General features: G+C 63.6%; 17 protein-coding genes. 4 read left to right on the forward strand and 13 right to left on the reverse strand.

Annotated features, from left to right (window positions below):
• Positions 1-211: 211 nt before the first annotated feature.
• The 3 genes from gyrB to EOA16_RS18555 form a co-directional block, all read right to left on the reverse strand.
• Positions 212-2,683: a DNA topoisomerase (ATP-hydrolyzing) subunit B gene (gene gyrB, locus EOA16_RS18545; RefSeq protein WP_127259568.1), complete on the reverse strand. Its 2,472-nt coding sequence runs from the start codon at positions 2,681-2,683 to the stop codon at positions 212-214.
• Positions 2,684-2,844: 161 nt separating this feature from the next.
• The gene (locus EOA16_RS18550) at positions 2,845-5,463 is read right to left on the reverse strand and encodes a caspase family protein (RefSeq protein WP_127259569.1); all 2,619 of its coding nucleotides are present in this window, start codon (positions 5,461-5,463) and stop codon (positions 2,845-2,847) included.
• 91 nt (positions 5,464-5,554) lie between these two features.
• The gene (locus tag EOA16_RS18555) at positions 5,555-6,124 is read right to left on the reverse strand and encodes an NADPH-dependent FMN reductase (protein ID WP_127259570.1); all 570 of its coding nucleotides are present in this window, start codon (positions 6,122-6,124) and stop codon (positions 5,555-5,557) included.
• Positions 6,125-6,334: 210 nt separating this feature from the next.
• Between EOA16_RS18555 and EOA16_RS18560 the strand changes: the two genes are divergently transcribed.
• Complete coding sequence (locus tag EOA16_RS18560) at positions 6,335-7,708, forward strand: cytochrome P450 (RefSeq protein ID WP_127259571.1); 1,374 nt, start codon at positions 6,335-6,337, stop codon at positions 7,706-7,708.
• 21 nt (positions 7,709-7,729) lie between these two features.
• On the opposite strand, the gene EOA16_RS18565 is transcribed toward EOA16_RS18560, so the two are convergent.
• From EOA16_RS18565 to EOA16_RS18600, 8 genes are all read right to left on the reverse strand, one after another.
• A complete protein-coding gene (locus tag EOA16_RS18565) occupies positions 7,730-8,707 on the reverse strand; it encodes a complex I NDUFA9 subunit family protein (protein ID WP_127259572.1) in 978 nt (325 codons plus the stop codon).
• 93 nt (positions 8,708-8,800) lie between these two features.
• Entirely contained in the window at positions 8,801-9,253 is a 453-nt protein-coding gene (locus EOA16_RS18570) for a DoxX family protein (protein WP_127259573.1), read from the reverse strand.
• Between the two features lie 196 nt (positions 9,254-9,449).
• The gene (locus EOA16_RS18575) at positions 9,450-9,731 is read right to left on the reverse strand and encodes a hypothetical protein (protein ID WP_127259574.1); all 282 of its coding nucleotides are present in this window, start codon (positions 9,729-9,731) and stop codon (positions 9,450-9,452) included.
• Between the two features lie 241 nt (positions 9,732-9,972).
• Positions 9,973-10,974, reverse strand: a complete 1,002-nt coding sequence (locus EOA16_RS18580; RefSeq protein ID WP_164754314.1) for an Ldh family oxidoreductase — start codon at positions 10,972-10,974, stop codon at positions 9,973-9,975.
• Positions 10,975-11,065: 91 nt separating this feature from the next.
• Complete coding sequence (locus tag EOA16_RS18585; RefSeq protein WP_127259576.1) at positions 11,066-11,875, reverse strand: ABC transporter permease; 810 nt, start codon at positions 11,873-11,875, stop codon at positions 11,066-11,068.
• Entirely contained in the window at positions 11,875-12,588 is a 714-nt protein-coding gene (locus tag EOA16_RS18590) for an ABC transporter permease (RefSeq protein WP_206517344.1), read from the reverse strand. The genes EOA16_RS18585 and EOA16_RS18590 overlap by 1 nt, the downstream gene beginning before the upstream one ends.
• Before the next feature lie 156 nt (positions 12,589-12,744).
• Positions 12,745-13,545 carry a transporter substrate-binding domain-containing protein gene (locus EOA16_RS18595; RefSeq protein ID WP_023811511.1) on the reverse strand — a complete coding sequence of 267 codons (801 nt, stop codon included), beginning with the start codon at positions 13,543-13,545 and terminating at the stop codon, positions 12,745-12,747.
• Between the two features lie 54 nt (positions 13,546-13,599).
• The gene (locus tag EOA16_RS18600; protein ID WP_127259589.1) at positions 13,600-14,415 is read right to left on the reverse strand and encodes an ABC transporter ATP-binding protein; all 816 of its coding nucleotides are present in this window, start codon (positions 14,413-14,415) and stop codon (positions 13,600-13,602) included.
• 244 nt (positions 14,416-14,659) lie between these two features.
• Between EOA16_RS18600 and EOA16_RS18605 the strand changes: the two genes are divergently transcribed.
• From EOA16_RS18605 to EOA16_RS18615, 3 genes are all read left to right on the forward strand, one after another.
• On the forward strand, positions 14,660-15,508 hold the full coding sequence (locus tag EOA16_RS18605; RefSeq protein WP_127259578.1) for an arginine deiminase family protein: 849 nt from the start codon (positions 14,660-14,662) through the stop codon (positions 15,506-15,508).
• Complete coding sequence (locus tag EOA16_RS18610) at positions 15,505-17,094, forward strand: 5-guanidino-2-oxopentanoate decarboxylase (RefSeq protein ID WP_127259579.1); 1,590 nt, start codon at positions 15,505-15,507, stop codon at positions 17,092-17,094. Before EOA16_RS18605 ends, EOA16_RS18610 begins: the two co-directional genes overlap by 4 nt.
• A 186-nt stretch (positions 17,095-17,280) precedes the next feature.
• Complete coding sequence (locus EOA16_RS18615) at positions 17,281-17,988, forward strand: SDR family NAD(P)-dependent oxidoreductase (RefSeq protein ID WP_127259580.1); 708 nt, start codon at positions 17,281-17,283, stop codon at positions 17,986-17,988.
• Between the two features lie 99 nt (positions 17,989-18,087).
• Here EOA16_RS18615 and rpsA read toward each other — a convergent pair whose 3' ends face one another.
• Positions 18,088-19,785 carry a 30S ribosomal protein S1 gene (gene rpsA, locus EOA16_RS18620; RefSeq protein ID WP_127259581.1) on the reverse strand — a complete coding sequence of 566 codons (1,698 nt, stop codon included), beginning with the start codon at positions 19,783-19,785 and terminating at the stop codon, positions 18,088-18,090.
• 206 nt (positions 19,786-19,991) lie between these two features.
• Positions 19,992-20,642, reverse strand: coding sequence for a (d)CMP kinase (gene cmk, locus EOA16_RS18625; RefSeq protein WP_127259582.1), 651 nt, complete (start codon positions 20,640-20,642; stop codon positions 19,992-19,994).
• Positions 20,643-20,973 lie beyond the last annotated feature (331 nt).

Below are 20,973 nucleotides of genomic sequence, written 5' to 3' on the forward strand. Positions count from 1 at the left end.
ACGAACAGCATGATCAGAATGATGATCGGGATCGGTATGCCGAGCAACCAGAGCAAAATGCCGCGTCCCATGAAGGCCTCCTGTCAGAATTGTGATCGATGTTGTCACAATGTTCCGCAGGGACTTCCGTTCCGGCGCGTTGTAAAATGATTTTGTTGTCGCCGGTGGAACAATTGGCGCCGCAGCGCGCCAATTCACATTAGTGTCCAGATCAGATATCCAGATTGGCGACCGACAGCGCGTTGTCCTGGATGAACTCGCGCCTCGGTTCGACCTCGTCGCCCATCAGTCGCGAGAACAGGCTGTCCGCGTCGGTCGCGTCATTGACCTTGACCTGCAGCAGCGAGCGCACGTTCGGATCGAGCGTGGTTTCCCACAGCTGTTCGGCGTTCATCTCGCCGAGACCCTTGTAGCGCTGCATGGTCAGGCCCTTGCGGCCGGTTGCAAAGACGGCATTGAGCATCGCCAGCGGCCCCGAGATGGTTTCGGAGACATCCTTGCGGCGCAGCACCGGCGGCGACCCGTAGACCTCGCTGAGGCGCTGTGCGTAGCGGTCGAGTTGGCGTGCGTCGGCCGAATTGATCAGCGCCAGGTCGAGATGCGCGTATTCCTTGACGCTGCGCACCGTGCGCTCGAACACATAGCCGCCGACACCCTCGTTCGAGGTCGACATGCGGCCGGTCCAGCCGCGCTCGGTGTCCTCGGCGATGATGTCGAGGCGCTTTGCAATCCGCTCCGCCATGGCGTTGGCGCGGCCGAGATCGGTGAACACGTCCGGGTTCAGCCCGCCGGCGATCGCCGCCTGCTCGACGACGCCTCTGTTGTAGCGCGTGTGCAGGCCGTTGATCAGCTGGCGCACCGCCAGGGCGTCGTCGATGGCTCCACGCAGGTCCTGTCCGATGCGAACCTCGCCCGAGCCGAGCGTCAGCGATGCTTCCTCCAGCCCCGAGCCGATCAGGAACTCCTCGAACGCGCTCTCGTCCTTGATGTATTGCGAGCTCTTGCCGCGCGTTACCTTGTAGAGCGGCGGCTGGGCGATGTAGAGATGGCCGCGCTCGATCAGCTCCGGCATCTGCCGGAAGAAGAAGGTCAGCAGCAAGGTTCTGATGTGGGCGCCGTCGACGTCGGCGTCGGTCATCAGGATGATCTTGTGGTAGCGCAGCTTGTCGGCGTTGAACTCATCCTTGCCGATTGAGGTGCCGAGCGCCGTGATCAACGTGCCGATCATGTCGGAGCCGAGCATGCGGTCAAAGCGCGCCCGCTCGACATTGAGGATCTTGCCGCGCAACGGCAGGATTGCCTGGTTCTGGCGCGAACGCCCACCTTTGGCCGAGCCACCGGCGGAATCACCCTCGACGATGAAGATTTCGGATTTCGCCGGGTCGCGTTCCTGGCAGTCGGCCAGTTTGCCGGGCAGGGAAGTGACGCCGAGCGAGCTCTTGCGGGTGATATCGCGCGCCTTGCGCGCCGCTTCGCGCGCCGCCGCGGCCTGGATCACCTTGTCGACGACTACCTTGCCTTCGCTCGGGTGTTCTTCAAGCCAGGTGCCGAGCGCTTCGTTGACCAGGCCTTCGACGACAGGACGGACTTCCGACGAGACCAGCTTGTCCTTGGTCTGCGAGGAGAATTTCGGATCTGGAACCTTGACCGACAGCACCGCCGTCAGGCCCTCGCGGCAATCGTCGCCGATCAGCGAGACCTTTTCCTTCTTGGTCAGCCCAGAGGATTCGCCATAGCCGGTGATCTGACGCGTCAGCGCGCCGCGAAAGCCGGCCAGATGCGTGCCGCCATCGCGCTGCGGGATGTTGTTGGTGAAAGCCAGCACGTTCTCGTGGTAGCTGTCGTTCCACCACATAGCCACTTCGACGGTGATGCCGTCGCGCTCGGCCTTGATGGCGATCGGCTTGTCGATCAGTGGTTTCTTGACCCGGTCGAGATATTTGACGAATTCTTCGAGGCCTCCATCATAGTGCAGCTCATGGCGCACGACATCGGCGTGACGGGCATCGGTCAAAATGATGCGCACGCCGGAATTGAGGAAGGCAAGCTCGCGCAGCCGGTGTTCGAGCGTGCCGAAGTCGAACTCGACCATGGTGAAGGTCTCAGCCGACGGGAAGAAGGTGATCTGGCTGCCGCTGCGGCCCTCATAGGTGCCCGGCTGCTTGTCCTGCTCATAGCTGCCGGTCGCCTTCAGCGGTGCGTCGGCATTGCCATGCGTGAAACTCATCTCGAAGATCTGGCCGTTGCGGCGGATTTTCAGCTTTAGCCATGCCGACAGCGCGTTGACCACCGAGACGCCGACGCCATGCAGGCCGCCCGAGACCTTGTAGGAATTCTGGTCGAACTTGCCGCCGGCATGCAGCTGCGTCATGATCACTTCGGCCGCCGAAATGCCTTCTCCGGTGTGGATATCGGTCGGAATTCCGCGGCCATTGTCGATCACAGTGACCGAACCATCGGGGTTGAGCGTCACGGTGACGAGGTCGGCGTGACCGGCCAGCGCCTCGTCGATGGCGTTGTCGACCACTTCATAGACCATATGATGCAGGCCCGAGCCGTCGTCAGTATCGCCGATATACATTCCGGGGCGTTTGCGGACAGCATCCAACCCCTTCAAAACCTTGATGGAATCGGCGCCGTATTCGGCTTCAGCGCCGTTGTTGTTGTCGATCTGATCGCTCATGAAAACCTGTTGTCTGGATGCCGCTTGCACAGCGCAAAAAATCCGCGCCGAATCGCGCCTCTGATATCGACTAGATATAGGCGCAAAAGGCGGTTTTTCCAAGGTTTGCAGGCATTTCACGGGGAATGAGCCGGCTGTCCATGACAGGCTCTCGCCAAGCCCTATTTCACTTTGGCCAGACGGTCCTTGAGAAACTTGATCATGAACTTGTATCGCGGCGCCAGCCGCCCGCTGCGGTCGAGCTCCAGCGTCATGTCGAGCGCCTGCAAAAGCACCGTCCTTGGGTTCTTGGCGACCTGAGCGTAGTCGATCATGGCAACCACCAGGTCGCGCTGCCAGGTGGCGTTGTTCGGATCTGCCTCAGCAAGCCGCTGGCGGATGTCGAGGCTGTCCTGGAAAGCCTGCCGCGCGCCTTTGACGTCGCGCTGCCTGGCCTTGAGCATGCCGATCTCGGACAGCGTGATCGACAGGTCGCGTTGCCAGTCGGCATTGGCAGGATCGAGCTCGGCCAGTCGGTCGGCGATAGCGAAACTGTCTGTATAGGCGTTGAGCGCTCCGGCGCGGTCGCCCTGTATCGCCAGAATGCCGGCGACCTTCTCCAGGCTGACCGAAAGGTCGCGTTGCCAGTCGGTGTTGGCGGGGTCACTGGCGGCCAGGACGCGGGCTATCGAGAGCGCTTGCCCGTAGGCGGCGAGGGCTGCCGGCCAGTCCTCCTGGTCGCTCAGCGCATTGCCGATTTTTGCGTTGCCGACAGACAAGTCGCGCTTCAGCTCGCTGTTGTCGGGGTCGCGGCCCACCAGCTGCTCGACGATCGCATGGCCCGCTTTATAGGACGCGAGTGCGCCCGCCGCATCGCCGCGCTCGCGCTTGAGGTCGCCGATCGTATCATGGCTGACCGACACATCGCGCTGTCGTTCGGCATCCTGCGGCTTCTTTTCGGCCAATGCCAATCGGATATTCAGGCTCTCCTCGTAGGCCAGCTGGGCGTTGTCCAACTGGCCAGCGGTACGCGCCAGTGCACCGATCTCGTCATAGCTGATGGTCAGGTCGCGCTGCAGTTCGGCGCGCTCGGGCTCGTTGTCGGCAAGCTGCTTCTTGACCGACAGGCCTTCCTGGTAGATTTGCGAGGCCCCAGCCAGATCGCCTTGCGTTACAAGCACATTGCCGATCTTGTCGTCGGCCATGGCGAAGTCACCGAGCCATGACAGCCGATCGGGTTCGGCAGCGGTCAAATCCCTGAGCATGGTTCTGGCGGTCTGATAGTTTTCCAGCGCTTCCGGCAGGTCTCCTTGCGCCAGCTTGATGTTGCCGAGCTTGATGTGGCTGACGGCAAAATCGCGCTTGACGCTCGGGTCGGTTTCCCGGGCCGAACGCAGCTCGAGATTGGATACCAGCGCTGCAAAGGCGCGGCCTGCCGCATCGGTGTTGCCGACAAGGGTGTAGAGCTTGCCGAGTTCGTCCAGCGTGCGGATCTGGCGGTCGGCCTGGTCCAGGGTCAGACCGGTCTGCCCGGCCTCACCGTAAAGGGCCAGGACCGATTCATAATCCTTGATGGCCGTGGCGTAGTCGAGGTCGGCGCGCGCCGCACCGCCGGACAGGAAACGCGTCGCCGCCTCGGACAGCGTGCGGTTGACGAAGTTGGCCTTCAAGGCGTTGCGCGAAACATTGTCGATGTCGGCGGCCTTTGCGAGGATGGCGCGGGCGCCATCGAAGGCACCGAGCGAAAGCTGCTCCTCGGCCTGCCGGCGCAGCTCCGCCACCTGCGGATCATCGGAGGCGAGCGTCCTCATTTCGCCGCGCACCTTGACGAAGGCGTCGGCCGCCTCTCGCAGCCTGGCACTCAGGCTGTCCGCCGAAAGGTGGCTGGCGTCCGAGCTGATCAGCGCGCCATAGAGCGGCGCCAGCGGCATGTCGGCATCGCTGGCGACCTGCTCGACCTCACCGCGCATTTCCGGCGTCACGTCGGCCATGGCAAGCAGCAAACGTTCGCGCTCGGGCAACTGTTCCTTGGCGGCCGCCGCAAAGAACAGCTTCGGCAGGCCGCTCTCGACATAGGGCAGCTGCCTGCCCCGCGACAAATCGTAGACCTCCTGCTGCACCAGCGTCAGCACCGAGCGGATCTCAAGCCCGTCGGTGCCGAGATATTTGGTCAGAGCTGTCGTGAACGGCGAGTTCTGGCCGGTTCCGTCGGCCGCCGTCTCGCCGGGTGCTGCCGAGAAGGCGAACAGGATGTTTTCCGCACGGCCAATTCGCCCAAGACCCGGCCGGACTTTTTCCGCGACATCCTTGACCAGCGAGGTCGCGCCGCGCCCGTCGCCTACCGGGCCCGAGAACGGATCGCTGCGGCAGGCGTCGAGCATGATCAGGCCGACCTTGGCCGTGGCGGCCACGGTATCGCGCACCTCCTCCAGCGGCAAGCTGGTCTTCTCCAGCGCATCGAGCGAGGAGGCGTCGGCATCGACCGGCAGCAGCCGGTTGTCGCCCGAGATTTCGACACCATGGCCGGAGAAATAGACCAGGGCCACATCGGCGCCTTTGGCATCCTGGCGAAAATCGTCGAGTGCGCGGCGCATGCGCCGCAAGGCGCGGTTGGTTTCGAGGACGACCTCGAAGCCGAGCTTCTTCAGCGCCGCTGCCATCGCCTCGCCGTCATGGACCGGATTGGCAAGCGGCCGGATCAGGCGGTAGTCGTCGTCGGCTAGGATCAAGGCCACGCGCCGCTCAGCCACCGCGGCGGCGGTGCTCATGAGCATCAGCAGCAAGGCAAAAAGCAAACGCAAGTCGAACCGCCCCCCGGCTTGTCCATCTGCGCGAACATTCCACCTCATTATGGCATGAGCAAGCCGGGCTTTTTGCGGAAAACCAGCGCTTTCAGGCAGCCCGCATCGGCTTCAACGCCTCGCTCCAGCGCGACAACTCTTCGAGCATGGTTTTGGCTCCGCCCTGCACCTGTTCGCTGGCGTTGAAAGCGCCGTTCTCGTCGAGCAGTTTCTGATACATAGGCAGGGCGACGCCTTCCGAGATCGGCATGACGCCCACCGAGGTCAGCAGCGGCTTCAGCGCTTGCGCCGCGCGCAGGCCGCCGGAGACGCCGCCGTAGCTGAAAATGGCGGCTGGCTTGTACTTCCATTCGCGCGAGAGATAGTCGATCGCGTTGACGATCGCCGGCGCCACGAAATAATTGTATTCCGGCGCCACGAAGACGAAGGCATCGGCGGCGTCGATCGCCTTGGACCAGGCTTTGGTATGGTCGTTCTGATAGTTGCCGAGCCTTGGATGATGCGGTTCGTCCAGCACCGGAAGCTTGAACGTATCGATGTCGGTCAGCACCGGCTCGAATTTTCCATGCTCACGCGCGAACCCCTCCAGCCACTCGGCAAAAATCGGTCCGGCGCGGCCTGGCCGCGTGCTGCCGATGATGATGTTCAACTGGTGCTTCAAGGCGGACCCTTTTATTGGCGGTATATGTTGGTGACTGTGACCTATGGCAGAGCACGGCCGCGGGCAAGGCGGCGGCGCCATGGAGGCGGTCACAATCGGCTGAACGGGTCGTCTGCCGTGACCACTCGGGCCGCACACATGCGCCTGCCTTTCGGTCACATAGACGCCCGCATCACCAGCCACTACATTGGGGTATCAGCGGAGCAACCCATGGACATCCAGCCCGCCCCCTTCGTTCCCCCGGCGCCGAAGCCGCGCACGACGCCGCCCTCGACGCTGGAGATGATCCGCATCGTCTACCGCAACCCGCTCGAATTGTGGGGTGAGCATACCTACAACGAACCCTGGATTTCGGCGAGTGGCGTTGGCGGACATCTGATCGTTGCCAACGATCCCGGTCTGATCCGTCACGTGCTGGTCGACAACGCCAGGAACTACAAGATGGCGACGGTGCGCCAGAAGATCCTGCGGCCGATCCTGCGCGACGGCCTGCTGACCGCCGAGGGCGAGGTCTGGAAGCGGTCGCGCAAGGCGATGGCGCCGGTGTTCACGCCGCGCCACATCTTCGGCTTCGCCCAGCCGATGCTGAGGCGCACGCAGGACTTCGTCACCCGTTACGAAGACGGCGGCACGTCTGACATCGCCCATGACATGACGCTGCTCACCTACGACATCCTCGCCGAGACGCTGTTTTCCGGCGAGATATCAGGCGAGCCCGGCAGTTTCGCCAACGAGATCGACCGCCTGTTCGAGACCATGGGTCGCGTCGATCCGCTCGATCTGTTGCGCGCGCCCGACTGGCTGCCGAGGCTGACCCGCATCCGCGGCCGCAAGACCATGGCCTATTTCCGCAAGATCGTCACCGACACGGTCAAGATGCGCGAAGCGAAAATCAAGCGCAATCCAGATGCCGTGCCGCAGGATTTCCTGACGCTGCTGCTCAAGGCCGAGGGACCCGACGGACTGACGCGGGCCGAGGTCGAGGACAACATCATCACCTTTATCGGCGCCGGCCATGAGACGACCGCGCGGGCTCTGGGTTGGACGCTCTATTGCCTGGCGGAATCGCCGTGGGAGCGCAACCGGGTCGAGCAGGAGATCGACCAGGTGCTGGCGCGCGAGCCCGATCCGACGAAATGGCTCGATGCCATGCCGTTCACGCGTGCGGCTTTCGACGAAGCGCTCAGGCTCTATCCGCCGGCACCGTCGATCAACCGCGAGCCGATCGAACCGGAAATGTGGAAGGATCTTCATATCCCCAAGCACGCTGCGGTGCTGGTGATGCCCTGGGTCGTGCATCGCCACAGGAAACTGTGGGACCGGCCGGATGCCTTCCTGCCGGAGCGCTTCCACCCGGGAAATCGCGAAAAGATCGACCGCTTCCAGTATCTGCCGTTTGGCGCCGGCCCGCGCGTCTGCATCGGCGCCAGCTTCGCCATGCAGGAGGCGATCATCGCGCTGGCGATCATGCTGTCGCGCTTCCGCTTCGACACCACCGCCGAAACGAAACCCTGGCCGGTACAGAAACTCACCACGCAGCCGCAAGGCGGCTTGCCGATGCGGGTCACGCCGCGCCGTCGTTAAGGGGGTAAGACCCTCTGGAAACTACGCGACCGGCTTGCGTTGCTGGAACTGGCCGGCGGCGCGGTAGCGCCAGAGATAGCTGGGTAGGATCGTCGCGATCGATTGCGGCTGGATGCCGAGCCCCGCAAGCGTCCTGTTGGTCTTGTTGGCGGCGTCCGAAACGACGTTGTGCTCGCGCAACTGCATCACCTGGTCCTTGGTCAGCAGCGGATTGGGCAACAGGCCAAGGATCGATGCCTGGATGTTGGCCACCCACCACGGCACCGGCACCAGCAGGCGCTTGCGCTCGATCACTTCGAGCAGCTCTTCCATGCACTCCTTGAAGGTGAGCACCTTCGGTCCACCAAGTTCATAGATCTGGCCGCCATCGACCTTGCCGTCGACCGAGCGCGCCACCGCTTCGGCGACGTCGCCGACATAGACCGGCTGGAATTTGGTCTGGCCGCCGCCGATCAGCGGCAGCACCGGCGAATAGCGCGCCATGTTGGCGAAGCGGTTGAAGAAGCCGTCTTCGGGTCCGAAATTGATCGACGGCCGGAAGATCACGGCGTCCTTGATCGTCTCCAGCACGGCCTTTTCGCCAAGCGCCTTGGTGCGCGCGTAGTCTGATTCGGAGTCCAGATCGGCGCCAAGCGCAGAAATGTGAGTCAGGCCGGCGCCCACCGAGCGCGCGGCTTCGGCCACCGCGCGGGCGCCGAATTCGTGCACGGCGGAGAATTTTTGGCGCCCGCTCTCATGCAGGATGGCGACCAGATTGACGACATGGTCGGCGCCTTGAACGGCGCGGTCTACCGACCAGCGCACGCGCACATTGGCCTGCACCGGTTGGATCTGGCCGACATTGCCGAGCGGCTGCAGATGGCCGGCGAGATCGGGCCGCCGGCAGGCGACCCGAATGCGATAGCCGCGCTTGGCCAACGCGCGCACGACATGGCGGCCGACAAAGCCTGACCCGCCAAAGACGACGACGAGCTTTGGGGTCTGCAGGATTTCGGTCATGGCTGGCTCCGGCGCTCGCAAGCTTGGCTGAAGCCGTTTCATAATCCGTTTCGCGCCAAAGGCAAAGGGCGACGCGTCGTCGCTATCAGCCTGTCAGAACGCTTTGCCGATACGGGCGTCGACCGAATGGCGGTTGCCGCCGCGAATGACGAAGAAGAGCAGGATCGCCGCCCACAGCAGCGACTTTTCCGCGCCCGAATAACCTTGTCCCATCGTGACCCAGTGGAACCAGACCGTGACCAGCAGCACGAACAGGCCGGCAAAGGCGGCAGGCCGTGTCAAAAACCCGATGGCGATGAAGATGCCGCCGAAGAATTCAGTGCAGGCCAGAAGCAACGACCACAACGCGCCCGGATAGAAGCCGAGACCCTCGACCATCTCGGCTGCGCCGAAAGGATTGGTGATCTTCTGCGAACCATGGATGGCGAGAAATCCACCGGCGACGATGCGAAGAGCGGTTTCGGCACCATCGTGCAGAGCCGCGTAAAACCTGCCAAGGACCGGGATGACAAGGGCGTTGCGGGGATTGTCTGTGCTTGCCGACATTATAGCTCCTCTGTTTTGCTCAATCAGCGCAAACGGCCGATCGGGTTGGTCGAAGTCAAATAAACAAAAGTTGACCTGAATAAGAATGTTTTACCCATCGTGCGATCAAACGCAGAAAACCCCGCCGAAGCGGGGTTTTCCGGGTCACATCCATGCGAAGTCAGGGGCCGACGGAGCGGCCTGACCTGAGACGGTATCAGGAGGGCGTGAAGCAAGTACGCCCACCCCAGCCCTGAACATCCGACATGGTGCCACCAACCTTCTTGCAAGCGGCGACGAAATCGGCGCTGCAATTGGCGAATTTTGCGTGGCCGTTCTTGCAGTAGTGATCTTCGGTGGCGCCGCCGCTCGGGGCAGTGATGACACCCGGGCTGGACGGCTTGACCGGCGCGGCCTTCAGACTGGCTGCCTGTGTGGCACCCATGAACGAGCCGAGAAGGAGGACGGCGGTCAGCATGGTGATCTTGGTGTTGGTCATGACAATTTCCTTTGATTTGGGTTGAGTTTTCCGAGGCGCGAAGGACCGGCCTTCGCGTGATGCAGGCTTTCGATTTCGGTTTGCTGCTTCCCCCGGTGTGGATCGGGCAAGCTCGCCTTGCCCTGGACAAAGCTGTGTCGCTGCGATGCGCGGAAAGGTTCAGCGGCGCGCAAAAAAAATCGCACCGCGCCGCGCCTGCAGCGGGCGAATTTCAGATAACTATTTGATATTTAACGGGTATTCAGGAGGAATAGCGTGCGGCGAATTCGGAAATGCGCTGCACCACCGCCTTGGACGCGGTGATGCCGCGCGCTTGCGCCTTCTCGGCGGCCTCTGCGCGGGCACGGCCCGGCACATGCACGCCGAAGCGCCGCCGCAGCCGGTCGAGCTGGTCTCTCATTCGTTGCTCGAAATCCGGGTCGAGCAGCTTGGGCTCGACGGCAAGCACGAACAGCCCGGTGCCGGGGCTGTCCGGTCCGCCGCTGAACCATGGCGCGTCGAGCGACCAGTTGGCGCCCGACAGGCCCGCCGCCAGCACCTCGACCATCAGCGCGATGTTGGCGCCGCGCTGGCCGCCGAAGGCAAGCATGGCGCCTTTCATGGCGGCGGCCGGATCGGTGGTCGGATTGCCGCTGGCGTCCAGCGCCCAGCCTTCCGGGATTGTCTTGCCGTCCTCGGCCGCTTTGCGGATGTTGACGAAAGCGGTGGCGCTCGACGACTGGTCGATGACCAGCGGCGCCCCGTCGGCGGCAGGCGCGGCAAACGACATCGGGTTGGTGCAGTAGACCGGCCTGACCGAGCCCGAGCCGGCAAGCACGGCCGGGCCGTTGGTGGCGGCGAACGACACCAGCCCGAGTGCTGCCAGCCTTCCGGTGAAATAACCGAGCGCGCCGCATGTATAGGCGTTCTTCTGCGAGAAGATGGCGACACCGAACAGCTTTGCAGCCTTGGCGAGGTCGTCGATGGTGCGGTCGAAGCCGGTATGCGCCAGCCCGCCGCGTGCATCGGAGAGATAGACCGCCAGCGCCGGCCGGGTGATCACCGGGTCGGCATTACCGTCGATGCGTCCGGCTTCCAGCGCCTCGAGATAGTCGATGAAATGCGACAGACCGACCGAGGAGAGCCCTTCGGCCTCGGCTGATATAATCGAAGCAGTGAGCGATTGCGCCGCTTCCTCATTGGCGCCGGCGCCAAGTGCCGCCATCCGGCACAGTCCTTTTGCCTGGTCGAGACTGAGTTGCATCATGGCTGCCTTTAAGTGAGTAGGGGGTAGTGGGTAGTGAATAGAGGATGCGGCGAGCCGCTTCTACTCTCTATTCGCTACTCACTCCTCGCTAGCCGATCTTGTTGGGGATCCGCGCCTCGATCCTGCCGAGGGCGAAGACCAGAATGCCGGTGATCGTCATGTAGATCAGCGCCAGCAGCAGCAAGGGTTCATAGGTGAGGTAGGTGTCCTGCCGCACCTTGGACGAGACGGCGAAGATGTCGATGACGCTGATCGTCGCCACCAGCGGCGTCGATTTCAACTGCAGCACGGTCTCGCCGGTCAGCGTCGGCAGCGCCCGGTAGATGGCTTGCGGCAGCCAGATGCGCCGGAACGCCTTCCAGCGGCTCATGCCGAAGGCGCGGGCGGCCTCCAGTTGTCCCTTCGGCACGCCGGCGAAGGCGCCGCGCATCACCTCGCCCTCATAACCGGCGAACGACAAGGTCAGCGCCAGCACGCCATAGGGCCAGGCTTGCCTGAGATACGGCCACATCCAGGATTCGCGGATCCACGGATATTGCGGGAACAGCGAGCCCAGGCCGTAATAGAGCAGCCAGAGCTGGATCAGCAGCGGCGTGCCCCGGATCACCGTGCAGAACACCTTGGCGGGCGCGGCGAACCAGAACGGGCCGGCGGCCTGCGCCAGGCCAAGCGGCACGGCCAGCAGGAAGCCCAGCACGCAGGTGACGGCCAAGATCCACAGCGAGCGCCAGATGCCGATCAAGCCCATTTCATAGTATTGCGGCAGCCAGTCCCAGCGCATGAAAAAGGCCGCCGACAGAACAAGGCCCAGTGCGATCAGGATCAGCACGATGCGGTGCGGCTGCAGCCACAGCGACGTTCGCGCGACGACGTTGATGATGGCCGCCTCGTTGGCCATCAGCGCGCCTCCTTGAGCGAAGGCATGCCGCGCCGCGACCAGGTCTCGACCCGGCCGATGATGAGGTTGGAGAACAGCGACAAAAGCAGATAGAGCACGCCCGCCGCGAAAAAGAAGGTGAAATAGGCCTTGGTGACGCCCGCTGCCTGCCGCGTTGCCAGCGCCAGCTCGTAGAAGCCTACGACCGCCAGTAGCGCGGTGTCCTTGGTGGCGATCAGCCAGAGATTGGCGAGGCCCGGTATGGCGAATGGCAGCATTGACGGCAAGGTGATGCGCCGCAACATCAGGCCCGGAGACATGCCATAGGCGCGGGCGGCTTCGATCTGGCCCTGCGGAATGGCCAGGATCGCGCCGCGTATCACCTCTGTCGAATAGGCGCCCTGGACGAAGCCGAGCACGGCGATGCCGGCGGCAAGGCCGCTCACGTCGACGCGCTGATAGCCCATGGCCGTCAGCGCCTGATTGATCAGGTCGGTTCCGGCGTAATAGAGCAGCAGGATCAGCACCAGTTCGGGCACGGCGCGCACGATGGTGGTGTAGACCGCCAGGAGATCGCGCACCACCGGCCCGCCATAAAGCTTGCCATAGGCCCCGCCGGTGCCGATCAGAAGGCCGAGGCACGTGGCGCCCAGCGCGATCTCGATCGAATGCAGCAGCCCAACCAGAAGCGCCCCGCCCCAGCCTGGCGGGTAGGGCGAGAGAAGCTCGGTGATGCCGGCCGCGGAGGCCGAAAGAAGTGCGTCGATCAGCGTCGCCCCCGAAGTGCTGGCTAACCGCCGACGGCTGCGTCGACGGCAAACATGCCTGGGAAAGATCGAGCAGGTGGGGCATGGCGCTGACGCCATGCCCCACAGCTCATGCGAGGATCGTCAGTTCGACTGCGCGCCGCCGCCGCCGTAAATGTCGAAATCGAAATACTTCTTCGAGATTTCGTCATATTTGCCGTTGGCGCGGATCGCCTTGATGCCGGCGTTGATTTTGCCCTTCAGTTCGGTGTCTTCCTTGCGTACACCGGCCCCGACGCCCGGTCCGAGCACCTCGTCGTCCGGAGCGACCATGCCCTTCAGGTCGCAGCAGGCTTTACCTTGGTCGGATTTGAGGAATTCGCCAAGCGCGATGGAATCGGCCTGCACCGCGTCGAGACGGCCGGCGGCCAGATCGTTGTTGGCCTCGTCCTGGGTCTGGTATTCCTTGATCTCGGAGGCTGTGCTGCCAAAGTGCTTCTTGGCGTAGACTGCGTGCACCGTCGACACTTGCACGCCGACGATCTTGCCCTTGAGGTCGTCCGGAGCGGAGCCGAATTTCTGGTCCTTCGGCCCGATGATCGCGGTCGGCGTGTTATAGTACTTGTCCGAGAAGTCGATCGTCTTCGCGCGTTCGGCGGTGATCGACATCGAGGAGACGATGAGGTCGATCTTCTTGGTCGTCAGTGCCGGGATGATACCGTCCCAGGCAACCGGGGTGATGACGCAATCGAGCTTCTCCTCGGCGCAGACGGCGTCGATGAAGTCGATCTCCCAGCCAACCCACTTGCCCGAAGCATCGGGCGAGGTGAAGGGCGGATAAGGCTCGGCGGCGACGCCGATCTTGACCGGATCGGCCTTGGCCACGCCCATCGCGGCGACGCCCAGCAGCAGCGCTGCGGCGAATGTCTTCAGAACAGTCTTCATGTCACGACTCCCAGTTTGTTGTTGGTTCCCGGTTTTCTTCCGTCCCGGCCTGTCCTAGCCGATGTTGCGGATGAACTGCTTCAGCCTTTCGGATTTGGGCGTGCCGAAAATCTGCTCCGGCGGGCCTTCTTCCTCGACCAATCCATTGTAGAGATAGACGACATGCGTCGCGACCTCGCGGGCGAACTTCATCTCGTGGGTGACCAGCACCATGGTGCGGCCTTCGCGCGCCAGGTCGCCGATCACCTTCAGCACCTCGCCGACCAGCTCGGGATCGAGCGCCGAGGTCGGCTCGTCGAACAGCATGACGCGCGGATTGATGGCCAGCGCCCGCGCGATCGCGGCGCGCTGCTGCTGGCCGCCCGACAGATAGGCCGGATAGACGTCGCGCTTTTCAGCCAGACCGACACGGGCGAGCAGCTTCTCGGCCTCGCTGATCGCCACATCGCGCTTGACGCCAAGCACATGCACGGGAACCTCGATGACGTTCTCGATCAGCGTCATATGGCTCCACAGGTTGAAGTTCTGGAACACCATGCCGAGCTTGGAGCGGATGCGCTCGATCTGCTTGCGGTCGGCCGGAATGGTGTGACCGTGGCTGTCGGCCTTGAGCTTGATCTCCTCGCCATTGACGCGAATGATGCCGCTGGTCGGGTTTTCCAGGCAGTTGATGCAGCGCAGCAGGGTCGATTTGCCGGAGCCCGAGCCGCCGATGATGGCGATGACCTCGCCGTCGCGCGCCGACAGAGAGACGCCCTTCAGCACATGCAGCTCACCGAACTTCTTGTGCAGGTTCTCGACATGGATGGCTTCGGCGGCGCCGTCCTGCGCCGTATGCTTCAATGCGGGTGCGGCGCTTTGCGCTGTCATCCCTGATGCGGCGCTTGTGGCCGTCATTCCTTCGATGCTCCGCGGAGCGTTCGAGCTCGTCGCTGCTGGTATCTTTTACCCATTACCCGTCACTGGACAGAGTTCCCATGCTCAGGATGGACCGTTCCGCTTGCCTCCGTCAACCATGGTTTTTGGACTATTGATCACAGCTTGCTGTAGTGGTTAGTGGCGCCAACCGACGTTCAGGGAGAATTTAGTGGGCAAATCATACGGGTCGCAGTCCATGGCCGGACCCCTGAAACGCGTGCTGATGCGGTCTGCCACGAGCGCCATGCGTCATGCCAGGGCACAGGAATGGCACTATGGTCCGGGGTTCGATCCACAAAAGGCCGCGGCCCAGCATGAGCGGCTGACCAGCATGGTCGCGGCTTCCGGCGCCGAGATCGAATGGTTGACGGACGTTGATGACGGGCTGGCCGATTCCGTCTTCACCCATGATCCGTCGCTGATGACCGATCATGGCGCGATTATCCTTTCGATGGGCAAGGCGCTGCGCCGGGCCGAGCCCGGTCTGCACGAGGCAGCTTACAATCGCATGGGGATCCCCATTCTCGGCCGGATCGATGATCCGGGCCAGGTGGAAGGCGGCGACTGCGTCTGGGTCGATGCAAACACGCTGGCCGTCGGCCGTGGCGTGCGCACCAACCAGGACGGCATCCAGCAGCTTTCAAACCTGCTCTCGCCCAAGGGCATTTCGGTTTTCGGTTTCGACCTGCCGCTCTGGCACGGCGAGGAAGCCTGCCTGCATCTGATGTCGGTGATCAGCCCGCTCGCCGACGATCTGGCGCTGGTCTACGCGCCGCTGCTGCCGGCCGCCTTCTACCAGATGCTGCGGGCGCGCGGCATCAAGCTGGTCGAGGGCGATGCCGACGAGTTCTTCGCCTCCAACGGGCTCAGCCTCAACGTGCTGCCGACCGCGCCGCGCCAGGTCATTGCCGTTGCCGGTTTTCCCAGGACAGCGGCTGCCATGCAGGCGGCCGGCTGCGTGGTTTCCACCTTCGAGGCGGATGCGCTCTGTATCGCCTGCGAAGGCGGCCCGACCTGCCTCACGCGCCCGGTGCTGCGCCAATGACCGTCATTGGATCCACCGTCGGCGAGGCGCTCATTTCGCTGCTCGAAGCCCATGGCGTCGACACGGTGTTCGGCATTCCCGGCGTGCACACGGTCGAACTCTACCGTGGGCTGGCGCGCTCGAAGATCCGCCACGTCACGCCGCGCCACGAACAAGGCGCCGGCTTCATGGCCGATGGCTACGCGCGCGCCAGCGGCAGGCCGGGCGTCGCCTTCGTCATCACCGGACCGGGGCTGACCAACACCATCACCGCCATGGGGCAGGCACGCGCCGATTCGGTGCCGATGCTGGTCATATCAGGCGTCAACGCCACGTCGACGCTGGGCAAGGGGCTGGGCCATCTGCATGAACTGCCGGATCAGCGCGGCATGATGGAGAAGGTGGCGCTGTTTTCGCAGCGCGTCACCGAGGCCAGCGAATTGCCCGGAGCTCTGGCGCAGGCCTTCGCCCTGTTTTCATCGGCGCGGCCCGGCCCGGTGCATATCGAGATCCCGACCGACGTCATGGTAAAGCCGGCCGAGGGCATCGCTGCCATGCTGAGCAATGTGACGCCACCCGCGCCGGAAGGTGTCGCAATTGCAAGTGCTGCCAAACTCATCGCCGCTGCGCGCCGCCCGCTGATCCTGGTCGGCGGCGGCGCCAAACGGGCCGAAGCGCCATTGCGGCGCCTGGCCGAACGTCTGGGAGCACCGGTCGTCCAGACCGCCAATGCGCGCGGCCTGCTGCATGGTCATCCGCTTTGCGTGCCGGCCAGTCCCAGCCTGAAGGCGGTGCGGGCGCTGATGGCCGACGCCGACCTGGTGATTGCCGCCGGTACCGAATTCGGCCCGACCGACTATGACGGCTACAGCGATGGCGGCTTCGTCTTGCCCGCCAACCTGATCCGCATCGATATCGGCGCCGACCAGCTTGCCCGCCGCCCGGCGACGGTTTCGATCCAGGCCGATTGCGCCGAGGCGCTCGAAGCGCTGCTTCTGGAAACGGGCCACGTCCGGGCAAGCGAGGGCGGTTCGTCGCGCGCCGCTGCTACACGAATAGCAGCCTTTGCCGAACTCAATCCGACACTGCAGGGGCAGGTGCACGCCGTCGAGATGATCCGCGACGCCTTGCCGGGGACACTCATCGTCGGCGATTCGACACAGCCGATCTATGCCGCCAACCTCTACTACGACCATGACCGGCCAGGCGGCTGGTTCAATGCCGCTACCGGCTTCGGCGCGCTTGGGTACGGCCCGCCGGCAGCGATCGGCGCCGCCCTTGCGGTGCCCGATGCGCCGGTCGTCTGCCTCACGGGTGACGGCGGCTTCCAGTTCACGCTGCCGGAACTGGGCGCCGCACTCGACGCGCGGGCACCGGTCATCTTCGTCGTCTGGAATAACAGAGGCTATCGCGAGATCGAAACCTCGATGCTCGATGTCGGCGTCGAGCCCGTTGGCGTATCGCCGGCGCCGCCGGATTTCTGCAAGCTGGCCGAGGCCTACGGCATCGGCGCCGAACGGCTTGCCGACATCGACGCTCTGGCGGACGCGCTGAAACGCGCACGGGCAACCGGACTGCCGCGCGTCATCGAAATCACGGTTGACTGAATATCAGTGGCGCGTGATTCCCGTCCCGGCTGGCATGACCCACGGCTGACCGGTGGGCGGACGCATGCAAAGACGCGACAACTGCCATGTCGAGATGTCAATTGAGTGATGGCGCAAAAGGCGCGACGCTTCGCGTCGGCGGCACAGAAACGACCTAACGATAAAAAAATGACAGGAGCGTCCAAGATGACGGAAACACTTGAAGGCAAGCATATCGTCGTGACCGGCGGGACCGGTGCGCTCGGCGGTGCGGTTGTCGGCAAACTGCTGAGCGACGGCGCGATCTGCCATGTGCCCAACGCACATGCTGCCGCCCCCACGCATTTCCCCTTTACCACGCATGACCGTGTCCAACTGGTGCACAACGTCGATCTCTCGGACCCCGCCAAGGTCGAAGCGTTCTACAGCCAGGTTCCGGGCCTCTGGGGCTCGATCCATCTGGCCGGCGGCTTCACCTCGGCACCTGTTGAAAAGATCGAGTCGGCGTCCTTTGCCGAGATGATGGACACCAATGCGCGCACCGCCTTCCTGTGCTGCCGCGCCGCGATCCGCTCGATGCTGTCGTCGGATACCGCGGGCCGTATCGTCAACGTCACCGCGCGCGCCGGGCTCGATCCGCGGCGCGGCGCTGGCATGGTCGCTTACGCCGCCAGTAAGGCGGCGGTGGCAGCCATGACGGTGGCGATGGCCGAGGAGCTGAAGCACAAGGGCATCCTGGTCAATGCCGTGGCGCCGTCGACGCTCGATACGCCCGCAAACCGCGCCGATATGCCGGATGCCGATGTCACCAAGTGGGTCAGCCTAGAAGCCGCCGCCGAAGCCATTGCCTACTTTGCCTCGCCGGCCAACCAGGCGATGAGCGGCACGCTGGTGCCGCTTTACGGCAGGGCGTAACCTTCCAACCTTTAGCTCGGTCAAAGAAAAACCCCGCCGGATCGCTCCGGCGGGGTTTTGTTTTCGAGCCTGTGCGAAGGGCTTCGCGGTGCGAAGGGCTTAGCTGCCCTGCTTCTTCAGCGCGGCACCCAGGATATCGCCCAGCGAAGCGCCAGAGTCGGTCGAGCCGTACTGAGCGACCGCTTCCTTCTCTTCGGCGATTTCCAGCGCCTTGATCGAGACCTGCAGCTTGCGGGTCTTCTTGTCGAAGGCGATGACGCGGGCATCGAGCTTCTGGCCGACCGAGAAGCGCTCGGGGCGCTGCTCGTCACGGTCACGGCTGAGGTCGTTGCGCTTGATGAAGGTCTCGATGCCGCTGTCGACCAGCCGCACTTCCAGACCGCCATCCTTGATGCCGGTGACTTCGCAGGTGACGACCGCGTTCTTGCGCAGTTCGCCTGAAGTCGCCGCTTCGCCGACCGTATCCTTGGCCAGCTGCTTGATGCCGAGCGAGATGCGCTCCTTGTCGATGTCGACGTCGAGAACCTGCGCCTTGACCATGTCGCCGCGATTGTACTCTTCGATGACCTGCTCGCCCGGACGGGTCCAGTCGAGGTCGGAAAGGTGGACCATGCCGTCCACGTCGCCTTCGAGGCCGATGAAAAGGCCGAACTCGGTCTTGTTCTTGACCTCGCCCTCGACCTGGCTGCCGACCGGATGGCTCGAGGCGAAAGCCTGCCACGGATTCTCAAGCGTCTGCTTGAGGCCGAGCGAGATGCGGCGCTTGGCCGGATCGACCTCGAGCACCACCACGTCGACTTCCTGGGTCGTCGACAGGATCTTGCCGGGATGCACGTTCTTCTTCGTCCACGACATTTCCGAAACGTGGATGAGACCCTCGATGCCCGGCTCCAGCTCGACGAACGCGCCGTAGTCGGTGATGTTGGTGACGGTGCCCTTGATCTTCTTGCCGATCGGGAACTTGGTGCCGATCTCGGACCACGGATCGCTCTCGAGCTGCTTCATGCCGAGCGAGATGCGGTGGGTTTCCTGGTTGATGCGGATGATCTGCACCTTGACCGTCTGACCGATGTTGAGGATTTCGGTCGGATGGTTGACGCGGCGCCATGCCATGTCGGTGACATGCAGCAGGCCGTCGATGCCGCCGAGGTCGACGAACGCACCGTAATCGGTGATGTTCTTGACGACGCCTTCGACAACCTGGCCTTCTTCGAGGTTCTGCACGATTTCCGAACGCTGTTCGGCGCGGCTCTCTTCGAGCACGGTGCGGCGCGACACCACGATGTTGCCGCGGCGGCGATCCATCTTGAGGATCTCGAAGGGCTGCGGGTTGTGCATCAGCGGGGAGACGTCGCGGATCGGGCGGATATCGACCTGGCTGCGCGGCAGGAAGGCCACGGCGCCGTCGAGGTCGACCGTGAAGCCGCCCTTGACCTGGTTGAAGATGACGCCTTCGACGCGCTCACCCTTGGTGAACTTCTCTTCGAGACGAACCCAGCTCTCTTCGCGGCGGGCCTTCTCACGGGAAAGCATCGCTTCGCCAAGTGCGTTTTCGATGCGCTCGACATAGACTTCGACGGTGTCACCAACCTTGAGGGTGGTGTCCTTGCCCTTGACGCCGAATTCCTTCAGCGGCACGCGGCCTTCGACCTTGAGGCCGACGTCGATGATGGCCATGTCTTTTTCAATGGCGGTGATGATGCCCTTGACGACCTGGCCTTCGCCGGAATGGCCGGCGGTAAATGATTCTTCGAGCAGGCTCGCGAAATCATCGCGAGTGGGATTTGCAGCTGACATATTTTCTCCTGGATGCCCCGCATCTCAAGCGGGACGGGCGCCGTGGGTTAGCGTTGCGTTAGCCTGCCGGCGTTCCGGGCTACAAAAGCCCTGGGCCGCTCTTTAAGCGGCAATTCCGGCGCATGAAGAATGCTGGCAGGCTGGTTCGTGCCCGATATGGGTATTTTCTTCGCCTCCGACAACGGAAACACGAGGGAAAACCCGGATCAGGCCTTGTCTCTTTTGGCCAAGACGTCGTCGATGATCGCCATGGCTGCAAGAAACGCGGCTTCTATAGCCATTTCGCTGGTATCAAGCAAGTGCGCGTCGGCGGCCGGCTTCAGCGGCGAGTCCGCGCGGCCCATGTCACGCTCGTCGCGGCGTTGGATATCGGCGAGGATTTCGGCGAAGTTGGCGTTGCCGCCGATGCTTTCGATCTCGTTGAGCCTGCGCCTCGCGCGCACCTCGGCACTCGCCGTCACATAGAGTTTTATGTCGGCATCGGGGCAGACGACGGTGCCGATATCGCGCCCATCGAGCACCGCACCCGGCGGCGTCTTGGCGAAGTCACGCTGCTTTTCGACCAGGATGCGTCGCACGGTCGGATACACGGCGACCTTCGAGGCCGCCTCGCCGACCGCATGCGCCGACAGCACCGTCCGATCGAGCTTGGCCAGATCGACCTGTCGGGCAGCGGTTTCGGCCGCCGAGACATTGTCGAGCGGCAGCGCGTGCTGGATGAGCGCATAGGCCACGGCGCGGTAGGTGAGGCCGGTGTCGAGCAGGTTCAGCCGGTAGTGGTCGGCCAGCCGTCGCGCCAGCGTGCCCTTGCCGGCGCCGGCCGGACCGTCGATGGCGATGGTGAAGGTGTGAGTCATTGACAGGCCAACGAAAAGAGCAGGCGTGGCGATCCTTCGCGCCCCCCTCTGTCCTGCCGGACATCTCCCCCACGAGGGGGGAGATCGGCCATCATTGCGACCTTCGCCAATCGTCCACGTTGCAGAATCGAGCGGAGCACCAAAGCTGCCAATCTCCCCCCTCGTGGGGGAGATGTCCGGCAGGACAGAGGGGGGCGCTGTCCCGCCAGCGTGCCAAGGCTATTGGTTGCCACGACTCTCACCCGATCTCCGCCCCAAGCCCCTTCATCAGGCCCATGAATTCCGGGAAACTCGTCGCGATCATCGCGGCATCATCAATGGTCACCGGCTT

Source organism: Mesorhizobium sp. M7A.F.Ca.US.008.03.1.1, assembly GCF_003997495.1.
Lineage (GTDB): Bacteria > Pseudomonadota > Alphaproteobacteria > Rhizobiales > Rhizobiaceae > Mesorhizobium.